Source organism: Paenibacillus abyssi (assembly GCF_014640295.1).
Lineage (GTDB): Bacteria > Bacillota > Bacilli > Paenibacillales > Paenibacillaceae > Paenibacillus_D > Paenibacillus_D abyssi.
Genome location: NZ_BMGR01000002.1, coordinates 436692 through 460996, shown reverse-complemented (window position 1 = coordinate 460996; position 24305 = coordinate 436692). Strand labels below are relative to the sequence as shown.

Below are 24305 nucleotides of genomic sequence, written 5' to 3'. Positions count from 1 at the left end.
CTGTCCCATGGTGACATTATCTCAGAACAGTTATGGGGTGACATTATCACAGAACAACGACATCATGATAAAATCTGCTTGCATCGGTTGTTGGCATGTGTTAAAATGATAATCGCTGCGGAAATGGAAAGGTACCCAAGTGGCCCAAGGGGGCTGACTCGAAATCAGCTAGGCGTCTCACGGCGTGCGTGGGTTCGAATCCCACCCTTTCCGCCATACATACAAGAACAAACGGCTCTCATGCGGAGGCCGTTTTTTTGTTTTTATGAAGTGTCCCATGAAAAAAAGGACTCTTGCGAGTCCTTTTTCGACGGTGATTTAGTTTGGAACGAGTCTACATCTCACACTGCTAGCTGGTCAGAAACCTAGGTCATCGCTTCCATACGATGCATGTGTTACAGACAAGTGTCTTTGGCACATCCCTCCGGTTCTATGCTGAGTGGATAACATCCTCTTGCGGTTGTTGCGCCATCAGGTTCAACGGAACCACACCTCTCTTTAACACCGTCACTTATAGGATGCGCTAATCTGAGTTTTCTATACCTGCCTTAATCATTTTCATTAGTGCTTCATTTTTTTCCACTTGCGATTGTGGTTAGAGGTATCGGGAAACCGCTCCCCTTTGCGAAGCTCAACTTTTTTGGGGTTCTCGATGCCCATGTGGAAAGCGCGCTCTCCGATTTCGATGTAGACACCGTCATTTGGCGCTCTGTCGCCCGGTTCGAACTCAGTCCATTCACCCATCGTATAGATCCTCCTTATTCAGCAGCTGATGTGTACAGGGTGAGCTGTACCTTTCACCATATCTATTGTTAGCGGAATAAGGGGAAAGCATGAATAACAGTTCCTGTTAGGGGAGGGGGAGATGATCCATAAGGAGAAAGTCAGCGCCGCTGTCAAGTAGTACTTGTCATGAAGGTCGTGATTTGGTATAGTATTATGGTATGCGAGTTAGCTCTCGCTCCTTGCTCCCCCAGGGAGCCGCTTAGTCCAAAAGGAGGTGAAACAATATGCGCAAATATGAAGTGATGTTCATTATTCGTCCTGAAGCTGAACAGGAAGCTGTTCAAGCGATCGTCGAAAAATTCGAAGGCATCATCAACAACGGCGGAGAGGTTACTAAAACCGATCTGATGGGTAAACGCCGTCTTGCGTATGAGATCAATAAGATTCGTGACGGGATTTATGTCCTGGTACATTTCAATGCAACGAATGAAGTTGTTGCTGAATTAGACCGCGTCATGAAGATTACGGATGAAATCATCCGTCACATGATCGTCAGAGACGTAGCTTAATCCACACGAGGATGTTGTTCGATTGGGAGGCGATAATCGATGTTGAACCGTGTTATTCTGATAGGCAGACTTACGAAGGATCCCGAGATGAGATACACTCCATCCGGCGTGGCGGTAACCCAATTCACGCTTGCGGTTGATCGGCCATTTACGAGCGGCCAAGGTGAACGTGAAGCGGATTTTATCCCTATCGTGACGTGGCGGCAGCTCGCCGAAACTTGTGCCAATTATTTACGCAAAGGCCGTTTAACAGCGGTTGAAGGCCGTATCCAGGTACGGAACTACGAGAATAACGAAGGTAAGCGTGTCTATGTGACGGAAGTCATCGCAGACAATGTTCGTTTCTTGGAGTCCGGTAATCGTGATGGCGGCTCGCGTGAAGAGTCAGGCGGAGGTTATGCAGGCGGAAGCGGCGGCGGTTACAGCGGTGGATCAAATGCAGGCGGCGGGAATTCGTATGGCGGTGGCCGATCCGGCAATACTTCGCGGAATACCAACAACGATCCGTTTTCAGATGACGGACGTCCAATCGATATCTCGGAAGATGATTTGCCGTTCTAATGCAGAAGGGCGCCTAGAATTTAAAATTTCGACGAAATGGAGGACATGACCATGGCTTTCAAGCAAAGAGATAACGGCGGCGATGAGCGTCCAGAACGCAAATTCGGCGGTCGTAAAGGCGGACGCAACAAGCGTCGCAAAGTATGTTTCTTCACTGTGAACAAAATTACTCACATTGACTATAAAGACATTGAGTTGCTCAAAAAGTTTATCAGTGAGCGTGGCAAAATCTTGCCTCGCCGTGTAACGGGAACAAGCGCGAAATATCAACGTGCGTTGACAATCGCGATTAAACGTTCGCGTCAAGTAGCATTGCTGCCTTACACAACGGAATAGCAGTAATCGAGAAACCAGCCGGTCCGCCGGCTGGTTTTTTTGTTTGTTTTTCTTTTGGAAACGGTATTGCAATGGCTGTAATGGTTACACTAAGAAGATTAAAACTTGTCAGCCTGCTGCTCCGCAAAATCGCCGATGATCGGCAGCTTGAACCATTTGCCCTGCAGTGCTGTCAGCATCAATACAATCCAAAGAATAAATGCCAACGGCGTAATGAACAGGCTGATCAGCCACCCGATAAATGGAATGATGCCAAGCAAAAAATGGATGACAAAGAGTGTGGCGGTCACAACAATCGATTGCATGGCATGGAATTTTACAAACCGGCTGTTTTTTTCGATCATCAGGAAAATAATGCCGGTTACAAAGCTGCCCAGGTAACATAAAAGCCCCGCTGCTTTAGGATCCAATCCAGTGGAGGATTTGGGCAATTGAGGTCCGTGCATAACGACCATCCTTTCCCTTGCATGGATATCTTACCGCATTTGTATTCGCCATGCTGGCCAAGTATGCCAACTAGCTGCCTATACTGCCACAGCAAAAAGATCAGATCCTGTAGCTTACAATGGTTTTGCCCCGTTTAGAATATAGGGAAGTCGTTTATATAGATAAAGAGGATTGGAGACAGGCGTTTACGATGCGTATCTTAAAAAAGCATAAGTGGCTTACTGCAATCGCCGCAATTGTGCTGTTAACAGGGACTATCGGCTATTTGAATCGTTCAGCTATCGCCTTATGGGCATTTGATACGTTTTTGTCTGCAGATGTACAGAAAAAATTAGAGAAATCTTACAAAACCTTGGAGGGCCGCGAGCCAGCACAAGTCAGTCATAAAGAAGATAAGAAGCCGTTCTCACTCCTGCTGCTTGGCATCGATCAACGCGGCCACGAGCGGGGTCGGTCTGATACAATGATTTATACGGTCGTTAGACCGGTAGACCGAATGATGCTGATGGTATCGATTCCCCGTGATTCCTACGTTGAAATCCCCGGCAGAGCAAAAGGCGATAAAATTACGCATGCCTATGTCTATGGAAAAGCAAAGTTGGCGATAGAGACCGTAGAAAAATTGTTTGATACTAGATTGGATCATTATGCAGCGATTAATTTTGAAGGCTTCCGGGACGTCATTGACGCCATGGGCGGCATAGCGCTGCCGATTGAGAAGGATCTGGTCAATGATGACCCCTATCACGAGAAGTTTGTGGTAAAAGCGGGACAAAATCGATATAATGGAAAAGATGCCCTTAATTACGTCCGATATCGTGAGGATGTGGGCGGAGATGTAAGCCGAACGCAGCGTCATCAGATTTTCATTACTGCCCTGCTGGATAAAGCGACCGAATTCGGCCAATGGACAAAAATCCCACAGTTGATCGATATTATGGGCGACAATTTCACAACCGACCTGGCACCTGATGATATGATTGATCTTGCCAAGTCCATGGTGAAGACAGGCGATCGAACCCTTTACAGTCATACCCTCAAGGGAGAGGGAAGGCGTTCCAGCAGTAATGGACTGTGGTACTATTATCTTGATGAAGCCGATCTGGAAAAAGCGAAATCGTGGATTAACAGCTGGATGAACGACTCGCTGACCAAAGCGCAACTGCCGATACCTGATCCACATCAAACCAAGCGGCCTGCTCAATCACTGCCGGTATCAGAGGTTGTTCAGCCGTAACTCAAGGGGAAACGGAGTGGCACCAACAAATGAATATTGCTTTTTTCTTATTGCCTAAGCAGGAAGTCATATGCGTCACCAACGAAGCGACACTGCGTCAAACGTTAGAGCGCATGGAGTATCATCGTTATACCGCAGTTCCTATATTAGATAACAATGGAAGCTATTGTGGTACGGTCACCGAAGGGGATCTGCTCTGGTATATGAAGAATCGTCCAGACGTCACCTTTGATCAGGCCCATCGTGTGAAGCTGGCGGATGTGCCGCTGCGCATTCAGAATCGCGCGGTGCAGATCGATGCAAACATGGTAGATTTGATCTCCCTGGCCAAAGTCCAGAATTTTGTTCCGGTGGTCGATGATATGAACCGCTTTATTGGAATTGTCCGCAGAAGCGATATTATTGATTATTGTGCGAAGGTCATGATGAGAGGTACGGGAATGGCGGATGAGTCCGCCGCAGCTTCTGCCGATGATTCTCTTGCACTTGGGCAGGAGGCATAAATGGATAACCAAAATCGACAATCAAGGAACGGGCGCAGGCCATTCCGCGGTATTCTGGCGATCGCCGCAGTATTGGTGGCGATCTTTGCCGGTTTTATGATCTGGTCGCTATTCGGAGACCAGGGGCAAAATCCGGGCAGTGGGCCGGGAAATCAGATCGCTGAAGATAACGGCAATGCCAGTACCGGAGGCAGTGATGTTGAGGACCCGGTTAACAGTGGCGGCAACGGCGGCAGCAACGGTAATCAGGCCGAACAGGAAGGGACTGCGGACCCGGAAGAAGAAGCAACCGAAGCGGAGTTGAATAAAGTATACGACATTGTCATTTCGAACGGCCGCGTCATCAATCCGGAGACAAAGCTGGATAAAGAGGGCATGAATGTAGGAATCAGCGGAGACACGATTGAAGTTGTGACGTCAAAACCGCTGAAAGGCGACCGGGTCATCGATGCAACAGGCTTAGTCGTCGCGCCGGGATTTATCGATAATTTATCCTATGATCCGAATCCGCTTGGCGTATGGAATAAAATAGCCGATGGTGTAACGTCAAATATCGCGATGCACGGCGGTACGTCAACACCTGAGAAATGGTATGGATATTATGAGCGGGACAAGCCGCCCGTTCACTTTGGGGCTTCATTCTTTTATACCCAGGCACGCAATCAATTCAAATTGGGGCGTTATGATGCGGCAACTCCCGAGCAGAGCAAGAAGTTGACTGAACAGGCGGAGAATGCGCTGAACAACGGCGCGCTTGGCATATCGTTCAGCTTTGAGTATGTACCGGGAATTACGCATGAAGAAGTGCTGCCGCTGATGCAGTTAGCCCATGAATATAATGTTCCCGTCTATTTCCACGGGCGGTATTCGGACATGGAAGAACCCGGTACCAATGTGGAGACAATGAACGAAATTATCGGTCATGCAGTGGATTCCGGTGCGGCGGTACATATCGATCATATCAATAGTACAGGCGGTACGTTCTCCATGAAGGAATCGCTGGCGATGATTGACGAGGCGCTTGCTAAAGGGCTTGATATTACCGCTTGCGTCTATCCGTATGATTTCTGGGGGACTTATCTCAATTCGGCACGCTTTGATGAAGGATGGCAGGAGCGGTTCCGTATTTCATACAACGACCTGCAAATCGCGGGAACGGATGAGAGGCTGACCGAAGAATCGTTCAAGCGTTATCAAAAGGAAGGCAAGCTTGCGGTTGCCTACGCCATCCCGGAGCAGGATGTTATCGATGCGCTCAAGCATCCGGTTGTCATGATCGGAAGTGACGCGATACTGGAGCCGGGGCATAACAATCATCCGCGTGCTTCGGGGACTTTTGCACGGACAATAGGTGTGTATGCAAGGGAGAAGCAGGCCATTTCGTTAATGGAGGCGATCGAGAAGCTTTCCCTGCAGCCGGCGCAGCGGCTCGAAAAGCAAGCACCGGCATTGCAGAAGAAAGGAAGGATCGCCAAAGGGAAGGACGCGGATATCGTCATTTTCAATTATGATACGATTACTGACCGTTCAACCGTGGAGCAGCCCGAATTGCCGTCAGAGGGCATTGAATACGTCCTCGTAGAAGGACAGCTTGCGCTGGAGAATGGCGAAGTGAATAAGAAGATCCGGGTTGGACAGCCGATCCGTAGTGAGTTCATTCGTTATAGCGAGACTGCGGGCAGCCTGCAGTGGGATGATAAGCAGTATCCGATGGTCAATTATCGAAATCAGCTTTATGTGGATTTAAATGCCCTCACACAGCACGGCTATGGCGTAACATGGAATGGGCTGCAGCGTACCTATACCGTTCAGAGCGGTGCAGCGAGCCCTGCAGCGGATGGAGATCCGACTCAGTCGCCAACGGACAATGAGCTTATGCTCGAGCGGGGTTACAAAGCGCTATTTGATGGACAGTCGGCCAAGCTGCTGTCGATCGGTGAGCGCGCGTATGTGCCGATTGAATTTTTACGGTCACTTGGTTTTGATGTTAGCAATGACGGAGACGTATGGACTGTTGAAACGCAGGAATAGCGATTAATCATGCCGGCCCTATGAGGCCGGCTGTTTTCATTCAAATATTGCCGCCATGAAGTTTCTTATTTCCTAGGGTGTTTTATGTTATAATGAAGAGTAAAGCTTGCTTGCAGGCTTATCAAATGCTAGAGGTGAACGGCTTGAAAACCGGCTTAAAATCGTTGCTTTGGAGCGCGGCGGCCCTTGTCATGTTAATATCACTCATCGTGCCAGCGCTCAATATTCTGACCGTCGCCTTAATGATGGTTCCTTTCGTTGTCTTATACACAACGTTAACGAGAAAGGAGTTTGCGCTGCATTTGTTTGCGGTGCTTGGTATCGGCTTTTTTGTATTGGGTCCGGCTGCGCTGATCCTAGGATTATTCTTTGTGATCCCTTCGATCGTGATGGGGCACATGTACAAGCGCCAAGCACAGGCGCGTACCGTACTAACCGTAGTGCTGTTGACGATTCTCGGACAGCTCTTATTGCAACTGGTATTATTCTCTGCCGTTTTGGATGTGTCGTTAACAAGGGAAATCGGCCAATTAATCCGCGGCTCTGTAACCGAATTGAGCTCACAAGGCCTGTTGCCGGCGAGTTGGTCAACGGAGATGACCGAATCACTTATTCGGACCATGGTGCAGTCTATTCCATTGACGTTCATCGTGATTGCGTTTCTCTATGCGGTTATTACGCATTGGGTGGCGCGAAATGCCTTGAGAAGGCTGCATGGCCTGGAAATTCCGGGTTTAAAGCCGGCCAAGGAATGGATGATGCCCAAAATCCTGGTTCTATATTATTTAATTGCACTCGTGCTTGATTTAATTGTGACGGACGATGGTGATTCGTTTCTTAATGTCGTATTGCTAAATCTAATTCCACTCTTGCGGTTAGTATTTACGATTCAAGCGATCGGATTTTTCTACTATCTTGCTGACCAGAAACGTTGGAATAAAGTTGTTCCGGTGCTGCTTTCCATACCTGTCTTCTTGTTCCCGCCGCTAAGTTTGATTGGTGTGCTGGATGTTGCGTTTCCGATTCGAAAGTCGTTTAAGAAACCATAGTTACAGGGGCGGATTAGAATGCCGAAATTTCTTGTTAAACGTTGGCACGGAATGCATCATGTGTGGGCATTTGTGCTGCTGATCCTAATGACGGTTGCATTGACCTGGTATCATTGGTCATTTGGCCTGATCGCTCTGATTTTTACCCTGGCAATCGGGGTATTCACCGTGCTGGCGGAACGGGCATTTCGCAGGGATTTGAAAGATTATTTGGGGACGCTGTCCTACCGGGTCAAAAAAGCCGGTAACGAGGTCATCAGCGAGCTGCCGTTTGGTATTGTGATTTATAATGAGCAAATGGTCGTAGAGTGGCATAATCCGTTTGTCTCGGAAATGCTGGAGCGCGATTCTGTGATCGGCGAATCGCTTAGCGCGATGTTCCCTTCCTGGCATCAGGCCAAAGACAAAGACCGATTGTCGGAAGTAACGATCGGCTCGCGAATTTATGAGCTTATTGTGAAGCAGGACGATCGGTTGATGTACATCCGGGATATTACGCAGCGTTGGATGATCACTAAAAAGTACGAAGATGAGAAGCAAGTAATCGGCGTTGTCATGATGGATAATCTCGAAGAGGTTACCCAGGGGATGGATGACCAGCAGCGGGCCACGCTGCTATCTAAAGTAACAGGCGCCATTACGGATTGGGCCCATCGGTATCAGCTGTATCTGAAGCGTCTAACCTCGGATCGTTATCTGATCTTGACGAATCAGGCAACGCTGAAGCAGCTGGAGCATTCGCGGTTTGTCATTCTGGACGAGGTTCGGGAAATGACGCTTGACCAGAAAATCCCGATGACGCTCAGCATCGGGATGGCAGCTGGGGCGGACAGCATAATCGAGCTGGGTCAATGGGCGCATACGAGCCTGGACATTGCACTTGGCCGAGGCGGCGATCAAGCGGCCGTTAAGGTTGGGCAGCGGCAATCGTTCTACGGCGGGAAATCAAATGCTGTGGAGAAACGCACACGCGTGCGCGCACGCGTTGTCGCCCATGCGCTGCGTGATATGATCCGGGACAGCGACAATGTCGTCATCATGGGGCATAAAATGCCCGATATGGATTCTGTCGGTGCGGCAATTGGGGTATTAAAGGCCGCACAGCTGTTTAACAAAGAAGCGTTTATCGTGCTTGAGGGCGTCAATCCTGCGATTCAGAAGATGATGGAGCTGATCAAGGAAGAGGAGCATCTGTATAAGCGATTTGTATCGCCTGAGCAGGCGATTGGGCTGACCGGGCCGCGAACGCTGGCCGTTGTCGTGGACACGCACAAAGCCTCCATGGTGAAAGAGCCTAAGCTGCTGGCATTGACGGATCGCATTGTGGTCGTTGACCATCATCGCCGCAGTGAAGAGTTTATCAACAATCCGACGTTAGTCTATATGGAGCCCTATGCTTCTTCCACTTGTGAGTTAGTGACGGAGCTGCTGCAATACATTCACGAACGCGTGGTGCTGGATGTGCTTGAGGCGACTATGCTGCTCGCAGGCATTACCGTTGATACGAAGAACTTCTCGCTGCGTACAGGAGCCAGAACGTTCGAAGCGGCATCCTTCCTGCGGCGTAATGGCGCCGATTCATCAGTAATCCAGCGGATGCTGAAGGAAGACCTGGATGAGTATATGAAGAAAGCCGAGATCATAAAGCATGCGGAAATCATATACGATCACATAGCGATTGCCGTGACGGAGCCGGGCCGCAGCTACTCACAGCTGCTGATCGCCCAGGCGGCCGATACGCTGCTGAATATGACGGATGTGGTAGCGTCCTTTGTCGTAGGGGAGCGGCCGGACGGCTATATCGGAGTAAGCGCAAGATCGCTGGGCCAGATGAATGTTCAATTAGTGATGGAACGGCTCGGCGGCGGCGGCCATTTGACGAATGCGGCCGCACAGCTGGAAGGAACGACGGTGGAAGTGGCGGAGCGCCTTCAGCAGGTATTGATGGATATCGATAAGGAAGAGGGGTTATTCGAATGAAAGTGATTTTTCTGCAGGATGTGAAGGGGCAAGGAAAGAAAGGCGAGATAAAGGACGTATCGGAAGGTTATGCGCGTAATTTTTTGCTGCCAAAAGGTTTAGTGAAGGAAGCATCAGACGGCAATGTGAAGACGCTTGAGGTTCAGAATGCCTCCGAAAATAAACGGAAAGAAAAAGAAAAGCAGGATGCGCAGGCGTTGGCGAACAAGATGGGCGAGATGACCGTTGTCATCAAAACCAAAGCCGGAGAAGGCGGCAGATTGTTCGGCGCGATTACAAGCAAGCAAATTGCCGAGGCGTTGGAAGCAAAGGGCGTTAAGATCGACAAGCGGAAAATCGAGCTCGATGAGCCGATCCGCTCGCTGGGTGTCACTCAAGTGATGGTGAAGCTGCATCCGGAAGTGAAAGCAAAGTTAAACGTACAAGCCGCAGAGGAATAGAATAAATCGCAATCTGACAGAGGAGTTAGGACCGATGAACACCGATCTGATGTTTGACCGGGTCCCGCCGCAAAATCTGGAAGCGGAGCAAGCGGTGCTTGGGGCAGTTCTGCTGCAGGGCGAAGCATTAATAACGGCGATGGAGCGGGTGCGGAGCGAAGATTTCTACAGCGTTCCGCATCAGCTTATCTTTGAAGCGATGATTGAGCTTGGAGAAAACAGCCAGCCCATCGATCTCGTTACATTGACGGCTTATCTGCAGGACCGCCAGCAGCTGGAAGAAATCGGCGGGGTCAGTTATCTGGCAAAGCTGGTCGGCGGTGTGCCGACGGCGGCCAATGTGGATTATTACGCGCAAATCGTAGAAGAGAAATCGATGCTGCGCAGGTTGATTCGAACAGCTACCCAAATTGTCAGCAATGGTTATGCTGCGGCTGAAGATGTCGGCATGCTGCTTAACGAAGCGGAACAGAAGATTATGGAGCTGTCGAATCGCCGGGCAAGCAGCGGTTTTATCTCGATACGAGACGTATTGATGGAAGTATTTGAAAGAGTGGAGCATCTATACAGCCAGAAGGGTGGGGCAACAGGCATTCCTTCGGGCTTCACTGATCTGGATAAAATGACGTCAGGCTTCCAGCGCAATGATCTTATCATTGTGGCGGCCCGTCCTTCCGTAGGTAAAACTGCATTTGCTCTGAATATCGCGCAGAATGTCGGTGTACGTGCCCGCGAAACGGTCGCGATCTTCAGCTTGGAGATGTCGGCCGCTCAGCTTGTGCAGCGGATGATCTGTGCGGAGTCGAACGTCGATGCGGGACGGATGCGTACCGGTTATCTCGAGGGTGATGATTGGGAGAAGCTGACGATGGCGATTGGTTCGCTATCCGAAGCCGAGATCTATATCGATGATACGCCCGGCATTACGGTCGCCGATATTCGCGCCAAATGCCGTCGTCTGAAGAAGGAAAAGGGACTGGGCATGATTCTGATTGACTACCTGCAGCTTATTCAAGGGCGCGGCAAAGCGGGGGAAAACCGTCAGCAGGAGGTATCCGAGATCTCCAGGACGCTGAAGCAGATTGCCAGGGAGCTTGAGGTGCCGGTCATTGCGCTGTCGCAGTTAAGCCGGGGCGTGGAGCAGCGGCAGGATAAACGGCCGATGATGTCTGACCTTAGGGAGTCGGGGTCGATCGAGCAGGACGCCGATATCGTGGCTTTCTTGTATCGTGATGACTATTATGACAAAGAATCCGAGAAGAAGAATATTATCGAGATCATTATTGCCAAACAAAGGAATGGCCCGGTAGGAACCGTAGAGCTGGCGTTTCTGAAAAATTACAATAAATTCGTCAGTCTGGATCGGACCCATCAGGAACCGGGCGTGGCTTCTTAAAATATATCGTTTTAAATTCCGAACAATTACATTGACTATAGTGTAATTGTTCGTTTTTGTTGACATTAAAAAACGGGACTGCTACACTATTATTGCTGCCTTTTTGAAAGAGTATCTTTCATTGCGAAGCGAGGCTGTCCGTCATCGGACGAAACAGCCCATTACGTATGCCGGCAGTAATTTTCGGTGTGTTCTAAACACTGAATCGGGGGTATGAGCATGTCAACAGTTGTTGTTGTAGGAACGCAGTGGGGAGACGAAGGGAAAGGCAAGATCACGGATTACTTGGCAGATGGCGCCGATGTCGTCGCCCGTTATCAAGGCGGAAACAACGCTGGCCACACCATTCTGATCGGCAATAAGAAATACAAATTAACGATGATTCCATCCGGTATATTTAATGATGATAAGCTGTGTGTGATCGGCAACGGAATGGTTATCAATCCGGCGGCGCTGATTGAAGAAATTCAATATATTCATGACAACGGATTCTCATCGTCCAACCTGAAGATCAGCGACCGTGCACATGTTATTATGCCGTATCATATGGTACTGGACGGTTTGGAAGAGGACCGCAAGGGTGATAACAAGATCGGTACGACCCGTAAAGGAATCGGTCCGTGTTATATGGACAAAGCCGCGCGCTCCGGAATCCGGATCGCGGACTTGATGGATGCGGAAGAATTCGAGATGAAGGTACGCCATTTGGTCGCGGAGAAGAATCATGTGATCCAGCAAGTATACGGCGGCGAACCCGTCGATGCGGATACAATTATTCGCGAGTATCTCGGATATGCGGAGAAGCTTCGTCCTTATGTGACCGATACGTCGGTTGTTTTGAACGATGCGATCGACAGCGGCAAAAAGGTATTATTCGAAGGCGCACAAGGCGTCATGCTGGATATCGACCAAGGTACTTATCCATTCGTAACCTCGTCCAATCCGACGGCTGGCGGCGTATGCATCGGTTCCGGCGTAGGTCCTTCCAAGATCGAACAGGTTATCGGCGTGGCGAAGGCCTACACGACTCGTGTTGGAGACGGTCCATTCCCGACCGAGCTGCACGATGAGACCGGCAGCTGGATTCGCGAGAAAGGCCATGAATACGGCACCGTAACCGGACGCCCGCGCCGTGTCGGTTGGTTCGACAGCGTCGTTGTCCGCCATGCGCGCCGTGTTAGCGGGATTACCGGGCTGTCGCTTAACTCGCTCGATGTACTGACCGGCTTGGAAACGGTGAAAATCTGTACCGGTTATAAGTACCGCGGTGAAGTGATCGAGCACTACCCGGCCAGCTTGAAGATGCTTGCAGAATGCGAAGCAGTCTACGAGGAAATGCCAGGCTGGAGCGAAGACATTACCGGCGTGAAGACGCTGGAGGATCTGCCTGAAACTACGCGGCGTTATGTGGCTCGTGTATCCGAGCTGACAGGAATTCCAATTGCGATCTTCTCTGTTGGACGCAATCGCGAGCAGACAAATCCGGTCGTGAAAATTTATAAATAATACGGATCAGTACGCCCGACTTCATCTATGAGGTCGGGTTTTTTAATGTAACTTTTTCAGCCGCCGGGGAATGACGATTCCCGTGTTTGCGCATACTAAGAAGTAGGGTTGCATGAGGACGAACTGCGGCAACATGAAAGGGAGGGTGCGTAATGTGGAGAATAGCAGGCTGGCTGGGCAAGACAATCGCTGCAGCGCTGATCGTTAGCTTTCTATCGATTTGGACGACGGGTTATATTGTGAACAGTTACATTGAAACCATTTTGAAGCAATATAATTTGCCTCTGGAGGTACAGCCTTTTGCGATGTCGGGCCTATGGGGCAGAATGTGGGGAGCGGAGCCCGTTAAACCGCTTGAGGATGCCGATGCTGAGACAAGCCTGCCTATACATACGGATCGTCTGGATTCAGGAGCCGAGAGTGAGGAGCCTCCGATATCGACAGAGTCGGGTGAAGGTAGTGGCTTGAAAGCAGGCTCGGGCTTGGAATCAACGGATAGAAGCAGCACCGAATCGGCCGAAGAGGGAGATCTGGCGGATGAGGCGACAGAGGATGGCGCGGTGCCGGCCTGGACGGAAGAGACCATCGTATCTGAAGAAGAGCTGTCGGAAGCCAAAGAGCAATGGAGCGAAGAGGACAAACAGCAGATGTTCAGTCTGTTAATGAGCAAATTGCCGCAGGAGGCATGGCAGAATATATCCGCTTATATGGAAGACGGATTGACGGAATCCGAGCTGCAGGATGTACAGCAGATTGTGGCGAGGTATCTAAATGATGAGGAATACAAACATTTAATGGAAATTCTAAAAAAATATTAATCTTGTCTAAATCTTGAATCTGTTGAACACTTTATTCGCGTTATGTTAAAGTATACTGCGTAGCCATCGATTGGGAAATTAGCCTAATGTTTTGTCGAATTTAGTCTAATTTTCTTACCGAATCCTAGCAAGCATCGAAGAGAAAGCGAAAAAAGGAGCAGATCATGACCGTTTTCAGGGACAAAAATCAGTTCCGTAAGGTAGGCCAAAAGATACAGGAAACCTTCCGGAAATTCTGGTCGAAAGACTTGAAAGGCAAGAAGCAGCATCAAACCGGCAGCGTGATGGCAGGGGTCCACCCTTGGCGTAAAAAACCAATCATGCTTGCAGGCGGGGCTCTAGCACTCCTCGCGATCGCCTTGTTCGGCGGCAGCCAATATATTAAAGCGTACACAGTTGATTTCTACCACGTATACAAGGACGGTCAGGCCATTGGTACCGTTAGCGAACCAAGTCAGGTAGAGGACATGCTCCTCCAGATGACGAATAAGGCGCAACAGGACAACCCAGACGCAAAGATGGTGCTTGATACCGGCAATATAACCTACAGAGGCGACAGCGGATTCAAAACGGTTCCCGAAAACGAAGAAACGCTGCGCAAGCTGGGCAGCATGGTCACCGCACATGCGGTTGGCGTTGAAGTAAGAGTGGACGGAAAGTTAATCGGGATTGCCAAAGACCGCGCAACGGCGGATAAGGTATTGAACAAAATCCAGGCACAATATGTACCGCAGGCGAATTCAAAGAATGCACTGGAGGTAACGGCCTTAGCTTATAGTGAGGAGAGCGGTACGTCAGAGCCGTCCCGCAGCGATGAGCTTGTTTCCGTGAAGTTCATGGAGGAGGTCCAGACCGGTTCGATCAATGTGGCTCCTGAGCGGATCACAGACGAAGAAGAGCTGTATAACCGATTAGTGCAGGGAACAACCAGGCCAACGCAATATACGGTTCAAGAGGGAGATTGTGTTGGATGTATCGCTGACAAATTCGATATTTCACGCGAGATCATCTATACCAATAACCCATGGATCAAAGATGACATCATTAAGGTCGGCGACGTGCTGGATCTGACTGTACTGCAGCCCGCACTGACGGTGCGGACGGTTGAGAACATCGTAGAGACGCAGACGATCGCGCCTCCGGTTACGATCAAAGAAAATCCGGATATGCGCGAAGGCCAGACCAAAGTCATCAAGGAAGGCAAAAATGGGAAAAAGCGCATCACGTATAAGCAAGTGAAACAGAATGGCTACTTGATGAGTGAAGAGCTCATTAACGAAGAAATCGTTGCACCGGCAGTGCCGTCGATTGTCATGAAAGGCACGAAGGTGATCGGAGTAGGAACAGGCAATTTTTCTTGGCCTGTATCGAACGCGACATTGACAAGCAAATTCGGCAAGCGTTGGGGCCGCCAGCACAAGGGGATTGATCTGGTCGGCAGCAGAAGCATTCTCGCAGCCGATCACGGCATTGTGGAATTCTCCGGGACGAAGAACGGTATGGGCATTACAGTCATTATTAATCATCAGAATGGTTACAAGACGGTATACGGCCATTTAAGCAGCCTATCCGTGAAGAAAGGTGAAAAGGTGGAGAAGGGTGACACGCTCGGCAATATGGGCAGCACCGGCAACTCTACCGGCGTTCATTTGCACTTCGAAATCCACAGGAACGGCGCGGTGCAAAATCCGCTGAATTACCTATAATCAGACAATCATTAACAAGGGGTATCGCTGCAGTGAAAGCTGTGGATGGTGCCCCTTTCTTTATGAAACGGCAGGGCTGGAAACGGATATCAGAAATTAGTAATTTTTTTCAATAAAATAACCCGATTATAAGTGAACTTTCATTGTAAAGAAGCCTTGCAGGTATGGTAAGATAGAAGCAGGAAACAGGACAAGCGACGGGCGGTGACAGGATGCACGGCAAAATTTTGGTCGTTGATGACGAACAACCGATAGCGGATATTATAAAGTTTAATCTGGAGAAGGAAGGGCACCAGGTGATCTGTGCTTTTGATGGAGGAACGGCGGTTAAGCTGGCCTTTGAAGAAGAGCCGGATCTGATCCTGCTTGACCTGATGCTGCCGGTAAAGGATGGCATGGATGTGTGCCGCGAGGTGCGCACCAGACTGCAGACCCCGATTATTATGCTGACGGCGAAAGATACCGAGCTTGATAAGGTGCTTGGCCTGGAGCTGGGAGCCGACGATTATGTAACCAAACCGTTCAGCACAAGAGAGCTGCTGGCGCGTGTGAAGGCGCATTTGCGCAGACAGCAGAAGACGGCCGCACTGATGGCGGCGGGCGGAGATGCAAGCGGAACGGCTGATAAAGAGGAAGAGCCGCAAGGGCTTAAAATATTCAATCTGTTTATCGATACGGATATGTATGTTGTCTATAAAGATAATGAGCCGCTCGATCTGACGCACCGGGAGTATGAGCTTGTCTATTACCTGGCCCGCAACAGCGGCAAGGTGATGACGCGCGAGCATTTGCTGCAAGCGGTGTGGGGATTTGAATATTTCGGTGATGTGCGTACCGTTGATGTGACGATCAGGAGGCTTCGCGAGAAAATTGAGGATGATCCGAGTCGGCCGGAGTACATTCTGACCAGGCGGGGACTCGGCTACTTGATGCGGAATCCGAAATCGGGAGGTTTCGGATACGGATGAAGGGAGCACGGATCTTCCGCACGATTCAGGTTAAGCTGATTATCATTTACGTGCTGTTGATCCTTATTGCCATGCAGTTGATTGGGGTCTATTTCATCAGCACGATGAAGACTTCACTGATGGCCTCATTCACCAATAACCTTAATGATCAAGCCAATATACTTACGAAGTTTGTCGAACAGAAGTTTTCATCGGCTTCCCTGAATTCGAGCATGACAGATGAACAAACGACAGAGGATCTTCGCGATATGGTGAGCACGCTGTTCAGTATTAATCAAGCGGAAATTCAAATCCTGGACGCCAGCGGAAAGGTGCTGACAACTTCCGTGCCTTCGCAGCAATCGTATGTCGGCCGTAAGAATACGACGCTCGCCGTCAGCCGTGCGCTGCAGGGCATACGCGATAATGAAGAGGACATCATCGGAGAAGACAATGTCCGGAAGAAGGTTATTGCCAAACCGGCCTACCACCAGCAGAAGATCGTCGGTGCGGTCTACATCGTCGCCTCGATGAACGAGTTGAATGAAACGGTCAATCGTGTGAACCAGATCTTCGTATCCGGGATGTTAATCGCACTTGGGTTGACCGGCGTGCTTGGCGTCTTGCTTGCCCATACGATTACGAATCCGATCAAGGTGCTGACAAGGCAGGCTACGGCCGTGGCAGAAGGTCATTTTGACCGGCAGGTGCCTGTTCATGGGGACGATGAAATCGGCCAGCTGAGCGAGGCGTTCAATGATATGACCAATCGTCTGCGGGAAGCCCTGTCAGCCAATGAAGAGGAAAAGGAAAAACTGGCTTCGATTCTGGCCAATATGAGCGACGGCGTGGTGGCTGCGGATGAGCATGGAGTTGTGATGATCACGAACCGGCGCGCCCGCGAAATGCTTGGCGTTAAGCGGGGAGAGGGCATGCAGCTGACAGAGCTGCTCGGTTTAAATGAACGGCAGATTGACGAGCTGATGCGCGGTTTGGAGCATGCGATTATTATACGCAAAGAAGCGTTGGAAGTAGAAGATGATGAAATCATGCGGGTGACATTCACGCCGATTCATCGCCGGGATAAGACGACAGCAGGCACGATCGCAGTGCTCCAGGATGTTACGGAACAGGAGAAGCTGGAGCAATCCCGCCGGGAATTTGTCGCCAACGTATCCCATGAGCTGCGCACGCCGCTGACGACAATCAAGAGCTATGCAGAAGCGCTCGATGACGGAGCGATGCAGGAGAAGGAACTGGGAGAACGATTTGTAGGCGTCATACGAAATGAGACGGAACGGATGATCCGGCTTGTTACGGATCTGCTTCACCTGTCGCGGCTGGATTCCAATCAGGCGCCTCTGCGGCGGCAGGCAACGAATGTGCCGGATATGCTGGAGGAGGTAGCTGATCGCTTCTCGTTCCAACTGCGGCAGAAGTCGATCCATGCGGCCGTGCAGGTGGAAGCGGGCATATCAACGCTCTGGCTGGATCGCGATCAGATCGATCAAGTGCTCGATAATCTTGTTTCCAATGCGATCAAATATACGATGGATGGCGGGCGCATTGAAATTTCGGCGCGGAAGCCTGATGCAGCCACGATTGCAATCCGTGTGAAAGATACGGGCATTGGCATTCCGCAAAAGGATTTGAACCGGATTTTTGAACGCTTCTACCGCGTCGACAAGGCCCGTTCGCGTAATATGGGCGGCACGGGACTGGGCTTGTCCATTGCCCGGGAAATTATTAAAGCGCACGGCGGGACGATCGCGCTGGAATCGGAATGGAATGAAGGCACTACCGTAACGTTCACGCTTCCGGCTTTGCATGAAGGGGGTGGGTCGGCATGATGGAGAAGATCAAAACCGGCGCACTTGCCTTTTTAGTCGTTCTAAGCTTGCTGCAAAGCTTCTTTTTGGCTTACAGCATCCCCGATCTGGGTACGACCGTATCATCGGAGCAGGATTATGTGCAAACGGAGAAGATGGGCACGGAGGATCGGGTAGAGAATCTGATCTTCCCTGAGGACATGGTCCTTCACTTGGGCGGGGACAGGCATACCGTATTATATCCGGGCATTGAATTTTATGATCTGATTCTTGGCAAGCTGAAAAACCGTGAATTCAAGGGTTTTCAGCGGAGCCCATTGGATGTGCATGATTGGAGCGAAGTGCGAAGCCGTGATATCGGCGTCGAGCTGCGGTTTGGCAATGGCGTTCCTGTAGAGCTGCTGCAAGAGATCTTCAGGCTCGAAGGGGACTTGTTGTTCTTGGCGGATAAGATCGATCGGATCTGGATTTTCAAGATGGACGAGCGTGAGGAAGTGCGCGCCTATTTCTTCAGCTCCGATGGGCGGACGGTCTATGAATCGATCCGTGCGGACCTGACGATCAGTGATGTCCATGAATACGTCGGCTTTGGGACGTATCTAACCCCTTATCAAACAGCGGATGGAAGCCTATATCTTCCTGAGCGACCGCTGGAAGAGGTGGAGACAGTCGTCGATTTCGATACGTATTCACCAGACCAAATGCTGCGCAACTTATTCTTTGATCCCGGAATTACCCGGGCCATCGAGGATCGCAGCGGCACACAGATCTATACGGACAGCAAGCGAGGGTTGCAGGTAGAGCAGGATGGCCAATGGGTGCGTTACACGAACCCGGTGGCATCCACTGGCAGCGGCAATCAATTAGGGGAAAATGTGTACACGTCGATTCAATTCATTAACCAGCATGGCGGTTGGGATGGCTCGCACCGGTATGTGAATACGGTCGAGCCGGAGGAAGGCCGCACGATTGTTTTTCAACAGTACTATCCGTCTTCACGGTATGCCTTGCCGATCTTATCGGAGCCGGCATTCCGGTATGGGATGATGAAGCTGGTCATGCAGCAGGGCATCGTGGCGGAGTATGAGCGTTCCCTGATGACGTTAGGCAGCAATACCGAGAAGACTATTCGTTATTTGCCCGGCGGCGAAGCGCTTGCCACGCGGTTATCGGATTATGGGCGACGGTCAGAGGTCGTGGCGGTCTATCCGGCGTTGAAGGCCGCTTTGACTGAAGGGCAGCATATACGCTTGACGCCGGTGTGGGCTGTTCGCCTGGCGGATGGCACACAGGAACCATTAACCGGGGCGCTGCCGGCGGGGACGGTCGTCGATAGCGAGCTGCTGCCGCAAGGAAGCGGCACTGACGTGGAAGCATTATCGGAGTCCGGCAATGAGGAAGCTGGCAGCGGGAAGCCGGAAGAGATCCTGCAGGAGAGCAGCGGGATCGCCGGGCGGGCAGCACCGTAAGAAACAAGCGGGGAACAATGATGGATTCGTGGATTGAGGTGAGCGGTCGATGGACTGGAGTCGGGCAAAGAGCGTGCTGATCTTTTCATTTCTGTTGTTGAATATTGTGTTGGGATATCAGTTATGGATGGATTGGCGGGAGCGGCTTAACACCGCCGGGGATGTAACCGACTTGCCTCAAGAGACGCTGCAGATTATGCAGGAGAAAAATATCCGGCTGATCGGCAAGATTCCTTCCGGCACGCCGGAACTGCAGGACCTTGAATACCGATTTACGACAACACCGAGCGAAGCCGTACGCAAGGAGCTCGAGACGCCGGTGGACAGCCGGATTATTTTCACCGAGAAAGAGCTTATGGAAGGGCTGGGGGATGTCATTCCTGCCTTGGATCAATATCAATATGATCCTGAGGCCAGTACGGTGGAAGTGTCTGTGCTGTATCGAATGGTTGATGAACTGCCGATGTTTAACGTGAAGCTTATGCTCTTCAACAGCAATCAGAAGATCATTGCGTATCAGCAGGTTCTTGTGGAGCAGGTTCAACCCGGACAAGCGAAGGCCCAGACGGTGCTGTCGGCTTCGAAAGCGGTGGTGCCCCTGATTGAGAATTATTTACAGCCTGGGGTGGTTATTAAGGACATCCGCCTTGGTTATCAAGGGCAGGTATTTAATTCGGAGGATCAGGTGGCCGCCCCTTCATGGCGGGTGCTGCTGGAGGATGGGCTGGAGACTTCGGAAGTGTATTATGTGAATGCAATCAGCGGGGAAGTCGTCACTGAAAAAGACATTTCGGGATTAACTGAAGAAGATCAGTAAAGAGGGAAGGCAAGAGGAGAAATGGGGCTACGTTTCACAGTGCTGGCAAGCGGTTCGACCGGCAATGCAACGATTGTGCAGACAGAGGATGCAACGGTGCTCATTGATGCGGGATTGAGCGCCAAGAAGCTTGAGGGATTAATGAAAGAACGCAGCATGGAAGGGCATCATATCGATGCCATCATGGTTACGCATGAGCATTCCGATCACATTAAAGGGCTCGGAGCGATTGCGCGCAAATATAATCTGCCCGTGTATGCAAATGAAGCGACTTGGGAGCATATGCATAAGCATGTCGGACAAATCGACGCCGATAAACGAGTCATCATGCAGACCGGAACAGCCGTGGAGTTTGGCGGGATGCTCGGACGTTTGCGGGTAGAGTCGTACGCCATATCACATGATGCGGCTGAACCGGTTGGGTATTGCTTTTATAACGGAGAATGCAAGCTAAGCTTAGTTACCGATCTGGGTTATATGAGCGATAAGGTCAAGCAGCAGGTCATCGATTCCGATATTATGGTTCTGGAATCCAATCATGATACCGAGATGCTTCGCATGGGGCGGTATCCATGGAATATCAAGCGCCGAATTCTCAGTGATATCGGCCATCTATCGAACGAAGCGGCCGGCGAAGCGTTATGCGAGCTGATGACAGACCGGACACAGCGGGTTTATCTGGCCCACTTAAGTCTTGATCATAACCAGATGGATCTGGCTAAGCTTACTGTGAATAGTGTATTAGAGAATCGGGGGTTCTTCTTTAAGCAGGATGAATTTGCTTTAAAAGAAACCTATCATGATCGCCCTACCCCATGGGATGAAGTGAAGCGGCGATAACGGCACCGAGCTCCTGGTCGAGATGGACGGTTTTTTGTTCCAGTTCTTCCTGCGTCAGCAGGCCTTTCTCAATCAGAATCTCGAGGATGGCGCTTAAGGAGAGCAGGGTACGGTAGTGGTCGTCTTTCAGATCGGCTACTTTGGCTGCGAGGTTCACCTGTTCCCAGGCGGAGACATGCGTTTTCTTCAAAATCGATCGCTCCTTAATGATTCATATTGAGTGAATAAACATTTTTTAGCTATCTCGGGTAAAGTCTATTATTATTGTAGTCCAATCTTCCGAAAACATTCCTATAGCCTGTAAAAAAATAGTCTTGATGTCTGAGGCATCGAGAGGAGCGATAGATTATTATGAGTATTTTCGACGACGATTTCTATTCGACAAAGGTATCACGCCGTGTTCGATGGAAGCAGAAGGAGAAGACCCAGCCGAGCTTCGGAATGAGAGTCGGGCGGGGGTGGACTCCGCTTCGCATCGCCTTTATGTCGTCGTTTGTCAGCGCCATGGCTGCGGTACTGCTGTTCAGTGCATTGTTCGGCTTCAGCGGCAGCGGCGGGGATCATGGCCATACGTCCGTGGCCGCGCCGATCCAAGTGGCGGATCCGTATGAAAGGCCGATTCAGGCAGCAGCCAAGATCAGGCCTGCCGTTGTAAGCATCATTAATGAACAGGTGCTGGGCAGTGGATGGGATGGATTCGGATGGGATGAACAAGGCGAAGAGGACTCGGACAATACGGATGACCTGCCGGCTGATGATGAAGGGCTGCACCAAGCCGGGCTTGGCTCAGGCGTCATCTTTGAGAAGGTTGGCGGCAAAGCGCGCATCATTACAAATTATCACGTCGTCGAAAATGCGGTATCCGTCAAAGCGGTGCTTGTAAACGGCGAGGTCAGAGAAGCCACTATTATCGGCAAGGATCAGATTACCGATCTCGCGGTACTCGAAATTGACGCGAAAGGCATTGATATCGTGGCCGATATCGGTGATTCGACGCAGCTGCGTGACGGCGAGACAGTCATTGCGATCGGCAATCCGCTCGGGCTGGGCGATTCCCTGACGATGGGAATTGTCAGCAAGACCCGCAGGGTCATCCCTGTATCGCTGAATCAGGATGGCATCTACGATTGGGAGCAGGAGGTCATCCAGATCGACGCTTCCATCAATCAAGGCAACAGCGGCGGAGCGTTGGTCGATCTCAATGGGCGATTGATCGGCATTAACAGCATGAAGGTGGCGGAATACGGCGTCGAAGGGCTCGGGTTTGCGATACCGATGCATAATGCGATGCCTGTTGTGCAAAGCTTAATCGAATACGGCAAGGTGAAACGCCCTTACATTGGCGTGTTTACGCTGGATCTGGAGCAGTACTTTGCACAACGCTCGATGACGCAATCTCCAGAGGATAAGAAAGCAGAAGAGGAAGGCATCGAAGATGACCTGAAGCTTCCCAAGGAAGTGAAGGCAGGGGTCATTGTCCTTGAAGCAGTTGGTCCCGCGTTGAAGGCCGGTCTGGAATTCAACGATGTCATCGTTCAGTTGGACGAACAACCGATCGGCAGTACGATGGAGCTTCGTAAATATTTGTACACAAACAAAGAGATTGGTGATAAAATCGAAGTCACGTATTATCGTAACGGCAAGAAGGAAACGACATCGCTTACGCTTGGAGAAGTGACGGACGAAGATTAATTACAAGGATGGCGTAATCGCCACAAGAGACGGAGCTGCTTTAAAAACAATGTATTGTGTATGTAAAGATCACATTGAATTGTCGATTGATAAGTTTGTAGATGAATATGAGGATGCGCCGGATGTGGTAGACCTGCGTGAGACGCAATTCGCCAACTGGGATCCGCCGATCAAGTGTGAGCTGTGTGATGAACCGGCCTCCTATTTGGTCGTATAAGCACACTGCACATGAACAAAAGCATGAGAAAAACCCGCGATCTGCGCATTGTGCGCGATTCGCGGGTTTTTTCAGCTCCGGCAGACCAAGGATTGGCCGGTAATTTTTTGTGCTTCATGATTGCTCACGTTCAATCATGTCAGCAAACCTTTATTAAGGCGTTGTCGTTGTTGTGTCATCAGCTGCGCCATCATTGGCTGGCGCCTCCATATCAACATCTACATCTGGATCTGTACCTGTATCAGGTACCACTACATCAGGCGTGTTGTTTTCGACGTTTACATTCGTATTCTCACCGCATGCTGCCAGTGCGAATACCAATGTTAGGCTCATGATTGCTGTCAAAAGCATGGTAACCCATTTCTTTTTTGCTGTTCTTTTCTCCATTTTAATCTTTCCCCTTTCAAGGTTATCAAATTTGTACTGCCTGATATGTATTTAACCGACAAGCAGGAGATGAAACGGTTATTTTGGTTAGAAAACATTAAGATTCATTTGTCGTTTTTGAAGGTTATTGGTAGGATTGGGGTATGCGAGCGGATCGAATGATGGCCAATGATGACGAATAAAGGATGGATAACCCGTGAATATACAGATTGCTGCGATAGGGAAGTTGAAGGAGAAGTACTTGGTACAGGGCATTGCGGAATATGCGAAGCGGCTGGGGCCGTATGTGAAGCTGCAGTTGACTGAGGTGCCGGATGAGAAAGCGCCGGAAACGATGAGCGCGGCGGAGGAAGCGCAGGTGCGGGAGCGGGAGGGCGAGCGGCTGCTCGCGCAGATTAAGCCGGACGCCCATGTCATCGCGCTGGCGATCGACGGCGAGCTGTGGTCGAGCGAGGACCTGGCAGGCCAACTGGACCGGCTGGCCACTTATGGCCGCAGCCATGTAGCCTTCGTCATCGGCGGCTCCACAGGCCTTGCCCCGGCCGTGCTGCGCCGCGCTCAGCAGAAGCTGAGCTTCGGGCGGTTGACCTACCCGCATCAGCTGATGCGGCTCATCCTGGTGGAGCAGGTGTACCGGGCGGTGAAGATTAATAGGGGGGAACCGTATCATAAGTGAGGCGAAAAATGATTGTTGTAGTACTTAAGTTGCTATACAATTGGAGTATATAAGAATTGCGGACTGTATTGAAGAGCAAAAACAAATGGATAAGGTGAACTGAATTTCGTTTAGAGAGAAGGTGTA

The 24305-nt window shown here is 50.4% G+C and carries 25 protein-coding genes and 1 tRNA gene; 22 read left to right on the top strand and 4 right to left on the bottom strand.

What is annotated here, in order from left to right; translation table 11 throughout:
* The first annotated feature begins 125 nt into the window (after positions 1-125).
* A tRNA-Ser gene (locus IEW11_RS04630) sits at positions 126-216 on the top strand.
* A 345-nt stretch (positions 217-561) separates the two neighbouring features.
* Here IEW11_RS04630 and IEW11_RS04625 read toward each other — a convergent pair.
* Entirely contained in the window at positions 562-744 is a 183-nt protein-coding gene (locus IEW11_RS04625; protein WP_188529468.1) for a YjzC family protein, read from the bottom strand.
* A 266-nt stretch (positions 745-1010) separates the two neighbouring features.
* Between IEW11_RS04625 and rpsF the strand changes: the two genes are divergently transcribed.
* Genes rpsF through rpsR form a run of 3 tightly spaced genes read left to right on the top strand, consistent with a single transcriptional unit; the run spans position 1011 to position 2192 of the window.
* Positions 1011-1295 carry a 30S ribosomal protein S6 gene (gene rpsF / locus IEW11_RS04620; protein WP_188529466.1) on the top strand — a complete coding sequence of 95 codons (285 nt, stop codon included), beginning with the start codon at positions 1011-1013 and terminating at the stop codon, positions 1293-1295.
* Between the two features lie 39 nt (positions 1296-1334).
* Positions 1335-1856: a single-stranded DNA-binding protein gene (ssb, locus tag IEW11_RS04615; RefSeq protein ID WP_188529464.1), complete on the top strand. Its 522-nt coding sequence runs from the start codon at positions 1335-1337 to the stop codon at positions 1854-1856.
* A gap of 51 nt (positions 1857-1907) precedes the next feature.
* The gene (rpsR, locus tag IEW11_RS04610) at positions 1908-2192 is read left to right on the top strand and encodes a 30S ribosomal protein S18 (protein ID WP_188529462.1); all 285 of its coding nucleotides are present in this window, start codon (positions 1908-1910) and stop codon (positions 2190-2192) included.
* A gap of 98 nt (positions 2193-2290) precedes the next feature.
* Here the strand turns inward: rpsR and IEW11_RS04605 are convergent, their stop codons facing one another.
* On the bottom strand, positions 2291-2638 hold the full coding sequence (locus tag IEW11_RS04605) for a DUF4870 domain-containing protein (protein ID WP_188529460.1): 348 nt from the start codon (positions 2636-2638) through the stop codon (positions 2291-2293).
* Between the two features lie 191 nt (positions 2639-2829).
* Between IEW11_RS04605 and IEW11_RS04600 the strand changes: the two genes are divergently transcribed.
* From IEW11_RS04600 to IEW11_RS04530, 15 genes are all read left to right on the top strand, one after another.
* Positions 2830-3876 (top strand): LCP family protein, encoded by a 1047-nt coding sequence (locus IEW11_RS04600; protein ID WP_188529458.1) that lies wholly within the window; start codon positions 2830-2832, stop codon positions 3874-3876.
* 29 nt (positions 3877-3905) lie between these two features.
* Positions 3906-4379, top strand: coding sequence for a CBS domain-containing protein (locus IEW11_RS04595; RefSeq protein ID WP_188529456.1), 474 nt, complete (start codon positions 3906-3908; stop codon positions 4377-4379).
* Complete coding sequence (locus IEW11_RS04590; RefSeq protein ID WP_188529455.1) at positions 4380-6410, top strand: amidohydrolase family protein; 2031 nt, start codon at positions 4380-4382, stop codon at positions 6408-6410. It abuts the gene before it with no gap.
* Positions 6411-6502: 92 nt separating this feature from the next.
* Complete coding sequence (locus IEW11_RS04585; protein ID WP_229724951.1) at positions 6503-7459, top strand: DUF2232 domain-containing protein; 957 nt, start codon at positions 6503-6505, stop codon at positions 7457-7459.
* 18 nt (positions 7460-7477) lie between these two features.
* Positions 7478-9439 (top strand): DHH family phosphoesterase, encoded by a 1962-nt coding sequence (locus tag IEW11_RS04580; protein ID WP_188529453.1) that lies wholly within the window; start codon positions 7478-7480, stop codon positions 9437-9439.
* Positions 9436-9879: a 50S ribosomal protein L9 gene (rplI, locus tag IEW11_RS04575; RefSeq protein WP_188529452.1), complete on the top strand. Its 444-nt coding sequence runs from the start codon at positions 9436-9438 to the stop codon at positions 9877-9879. The genes IEW11_RS04580 and rplI overlap by 4 nt, the downstream gene beginning before the upstream one ends.
* 34 nt (positions 9880-9913) lie before the next feature.
* Positions 9914-11275, top strand: a complete 1362-nt coding sequence (gene dnaB / locus IEW11_RS04570) for a replicative DNA helicase (RefSeq protein ID WP_188529451.1) — start codon at positions 9914-9916, stop codon at positions 11273-11275.
* Positions 11276-11494: 219 nt separating this feature from the next.
* The gene (locus IEW11_RS04565; protein ID WP_188529450.1) at positions 11495-12781 is read left to right on the top strand and encodes an adenylosuccinate synthase; all 1287 of its coding nucleotides are present in this window, start codon (positions 11495-11497) and stop codon (positions 12779-12781) included.
* A 152-nt stretch (positions 12782-12933) separates the two neighbouring features.
* A complete protein-coding gene (locus IEW11_RS04560) occupies positions 12934-13599 on the top strand; it encodes a hypothetical protein (RefSeq protein WP_188529449.1) in 666 nt (221 codons plus the stop codon).
* A gap of 164 nt (positions 13600-13763) precedes the next feature.
* Positions 13764-15305, top strand: coding sequence for a M23 family metallopeptidase (locus tag IEW11_RS04555; protein ID WP_188529448.1), 1542 nt, complete (start codon positions 13764-13766; stop codon positions 15303-15305).
* Positions 15306-15517: 212 nt separating this feature from the next.
* Positions 15518-16273, top strand: a complete 756-nt coding sequence (gene yycF / locus IEW11_RS04550; RefSeq protein ID WP_188529447.1) for a response regulator YycF — start codon at positions 15518-15520, stop codon at positions 16271-16273.
* Positions 16270-18102, top strand: a complete 1833-nt coding sequence (gene walK, locus IEW11_RS04545; protein ID WP_188529446.1) for a cell wall metabolism sensor histidine kinase WalK — start codon at positions 16270-16272, stop codon at positions 18100-18102. The genes yycF and walK overlap by 4 nt, the downstream gene beginning before the upstream one ends.
* Positions 18099-19550 (top strand): YycH family regulatory protein, encoded by a 1452-nt coding sequence (locus IEW11_RS04540; RefSeq protein ID WP_188529445.1) that lies wholly within the window; start codon positions 18099-18101, stop codon positions 19548-19550. Before walK ends, IEW11_RS04540 begins: the two co-directional genes overlap by 4 nt.
* A 49-nt stretch (positions 19551-19599) precedes the next feature.
* Complete coding sequence (gene yycI, locus IEW11_RS04535) at positions 19600-20367, top strand: two-component system regulatory protein YycI (RefSeq protein WP_188529443.1); 768 nt, start codon at positions 19600-19602, stop codon at positions 20365-20367.
* A 21-nt stretch (positions 20368-20388) separates the two neighbouring features.
* Positions 20389-21207 carry an MBL fold metallo-hydrolase gene (locus IEW11_RS04530; RefSeq protein ID WP_188529441.1) on the top strand — a complete coding sequence of 273 codons (819 nt, stop codon included), beginning with the start codon at positions 20389-20391 and terminating at the stop codon, positions 21205-21207.
* Here the strand turns inward: IEW11_RS04530 and IEW11_RS04525 are convergent.
* Positions 21176-21397, bottom strand: coding sequence for a hypothetical protein (locus tag IEW11_RS04525; RefSeq protein ID WP_188529439.1), 222 nt, complete (start codon positions 21395-21397; stop codon positions 21176-21178). The two genes, IEW11_RS04530 and IEW11_RS04525, sit on opposite strands and share 32 nt — an antisense overlap.
* Positions 21398-21558: 161 nt before the next feature.
* On the opposite strand from IEW11_RS04525, the gene IEW11_RS04520 reads away from it, so the two are divergent.
* Both IEW11_RS04520 and IEW11_RS04515 read left to right on the top strand, forming a co-directional pair.
* Positions 21559-22899 carry a S1C family serine protease gene (locus tag IEW11_RS04520; protein ID WP_188529437.1) on the top strand — a complete coding sequence of 447 codons (1341 nt, stop codon included), beginning with the start codon at positions 21559-21561 and terminating at the stop codon, positions 22897-22899.
* Positions 22900-22948: 49 nt separating this feature from the next.
* Positions 22949-23116: a CxxH/CxxC protein gene (locus IEW11_RS04515; RefSeq protein WP_188529435.1), complete on the top strand. Its 168-nt coding sequence runs from the start codon at positions 22949-22951 to the stop codon at positions 23114-23116.
* Between the two features lie 153 nt (positions 23117-23269).
* Here the strand turns inward: IEW11_RS04515 and IEW11_RS04510 are convergent, their stop codons facing one another.
* Positions 23270-23503, bottom strand: coding sequence for a hypothetical protein (locus IEW11_RS04510; RefSeq protein ID WP_188529434.1), 234 nt, complete (start codon positions 23501-23503; stop codon positions 23270-23272).
* A 196-nt stretch (positions 23504-23699) separates the two neighbouring features.
* Here IEW11_RS04510 and rlmH point away from each other — a divergent pair, with 196 nt between their 5' ends.
* Entirely contained in the window at positions 23700-24179 is a 480-nt protein-coding gene (gene rlmH / locus IEW11_RS04505; protein WP_188529433.1) for a 23S rRNA (pseudouridine(1915)-N(3))-methyltransferase RlmH, read from the top strand.
* Positions 24180-24305 lie beyond the last annotated feature (126 nt).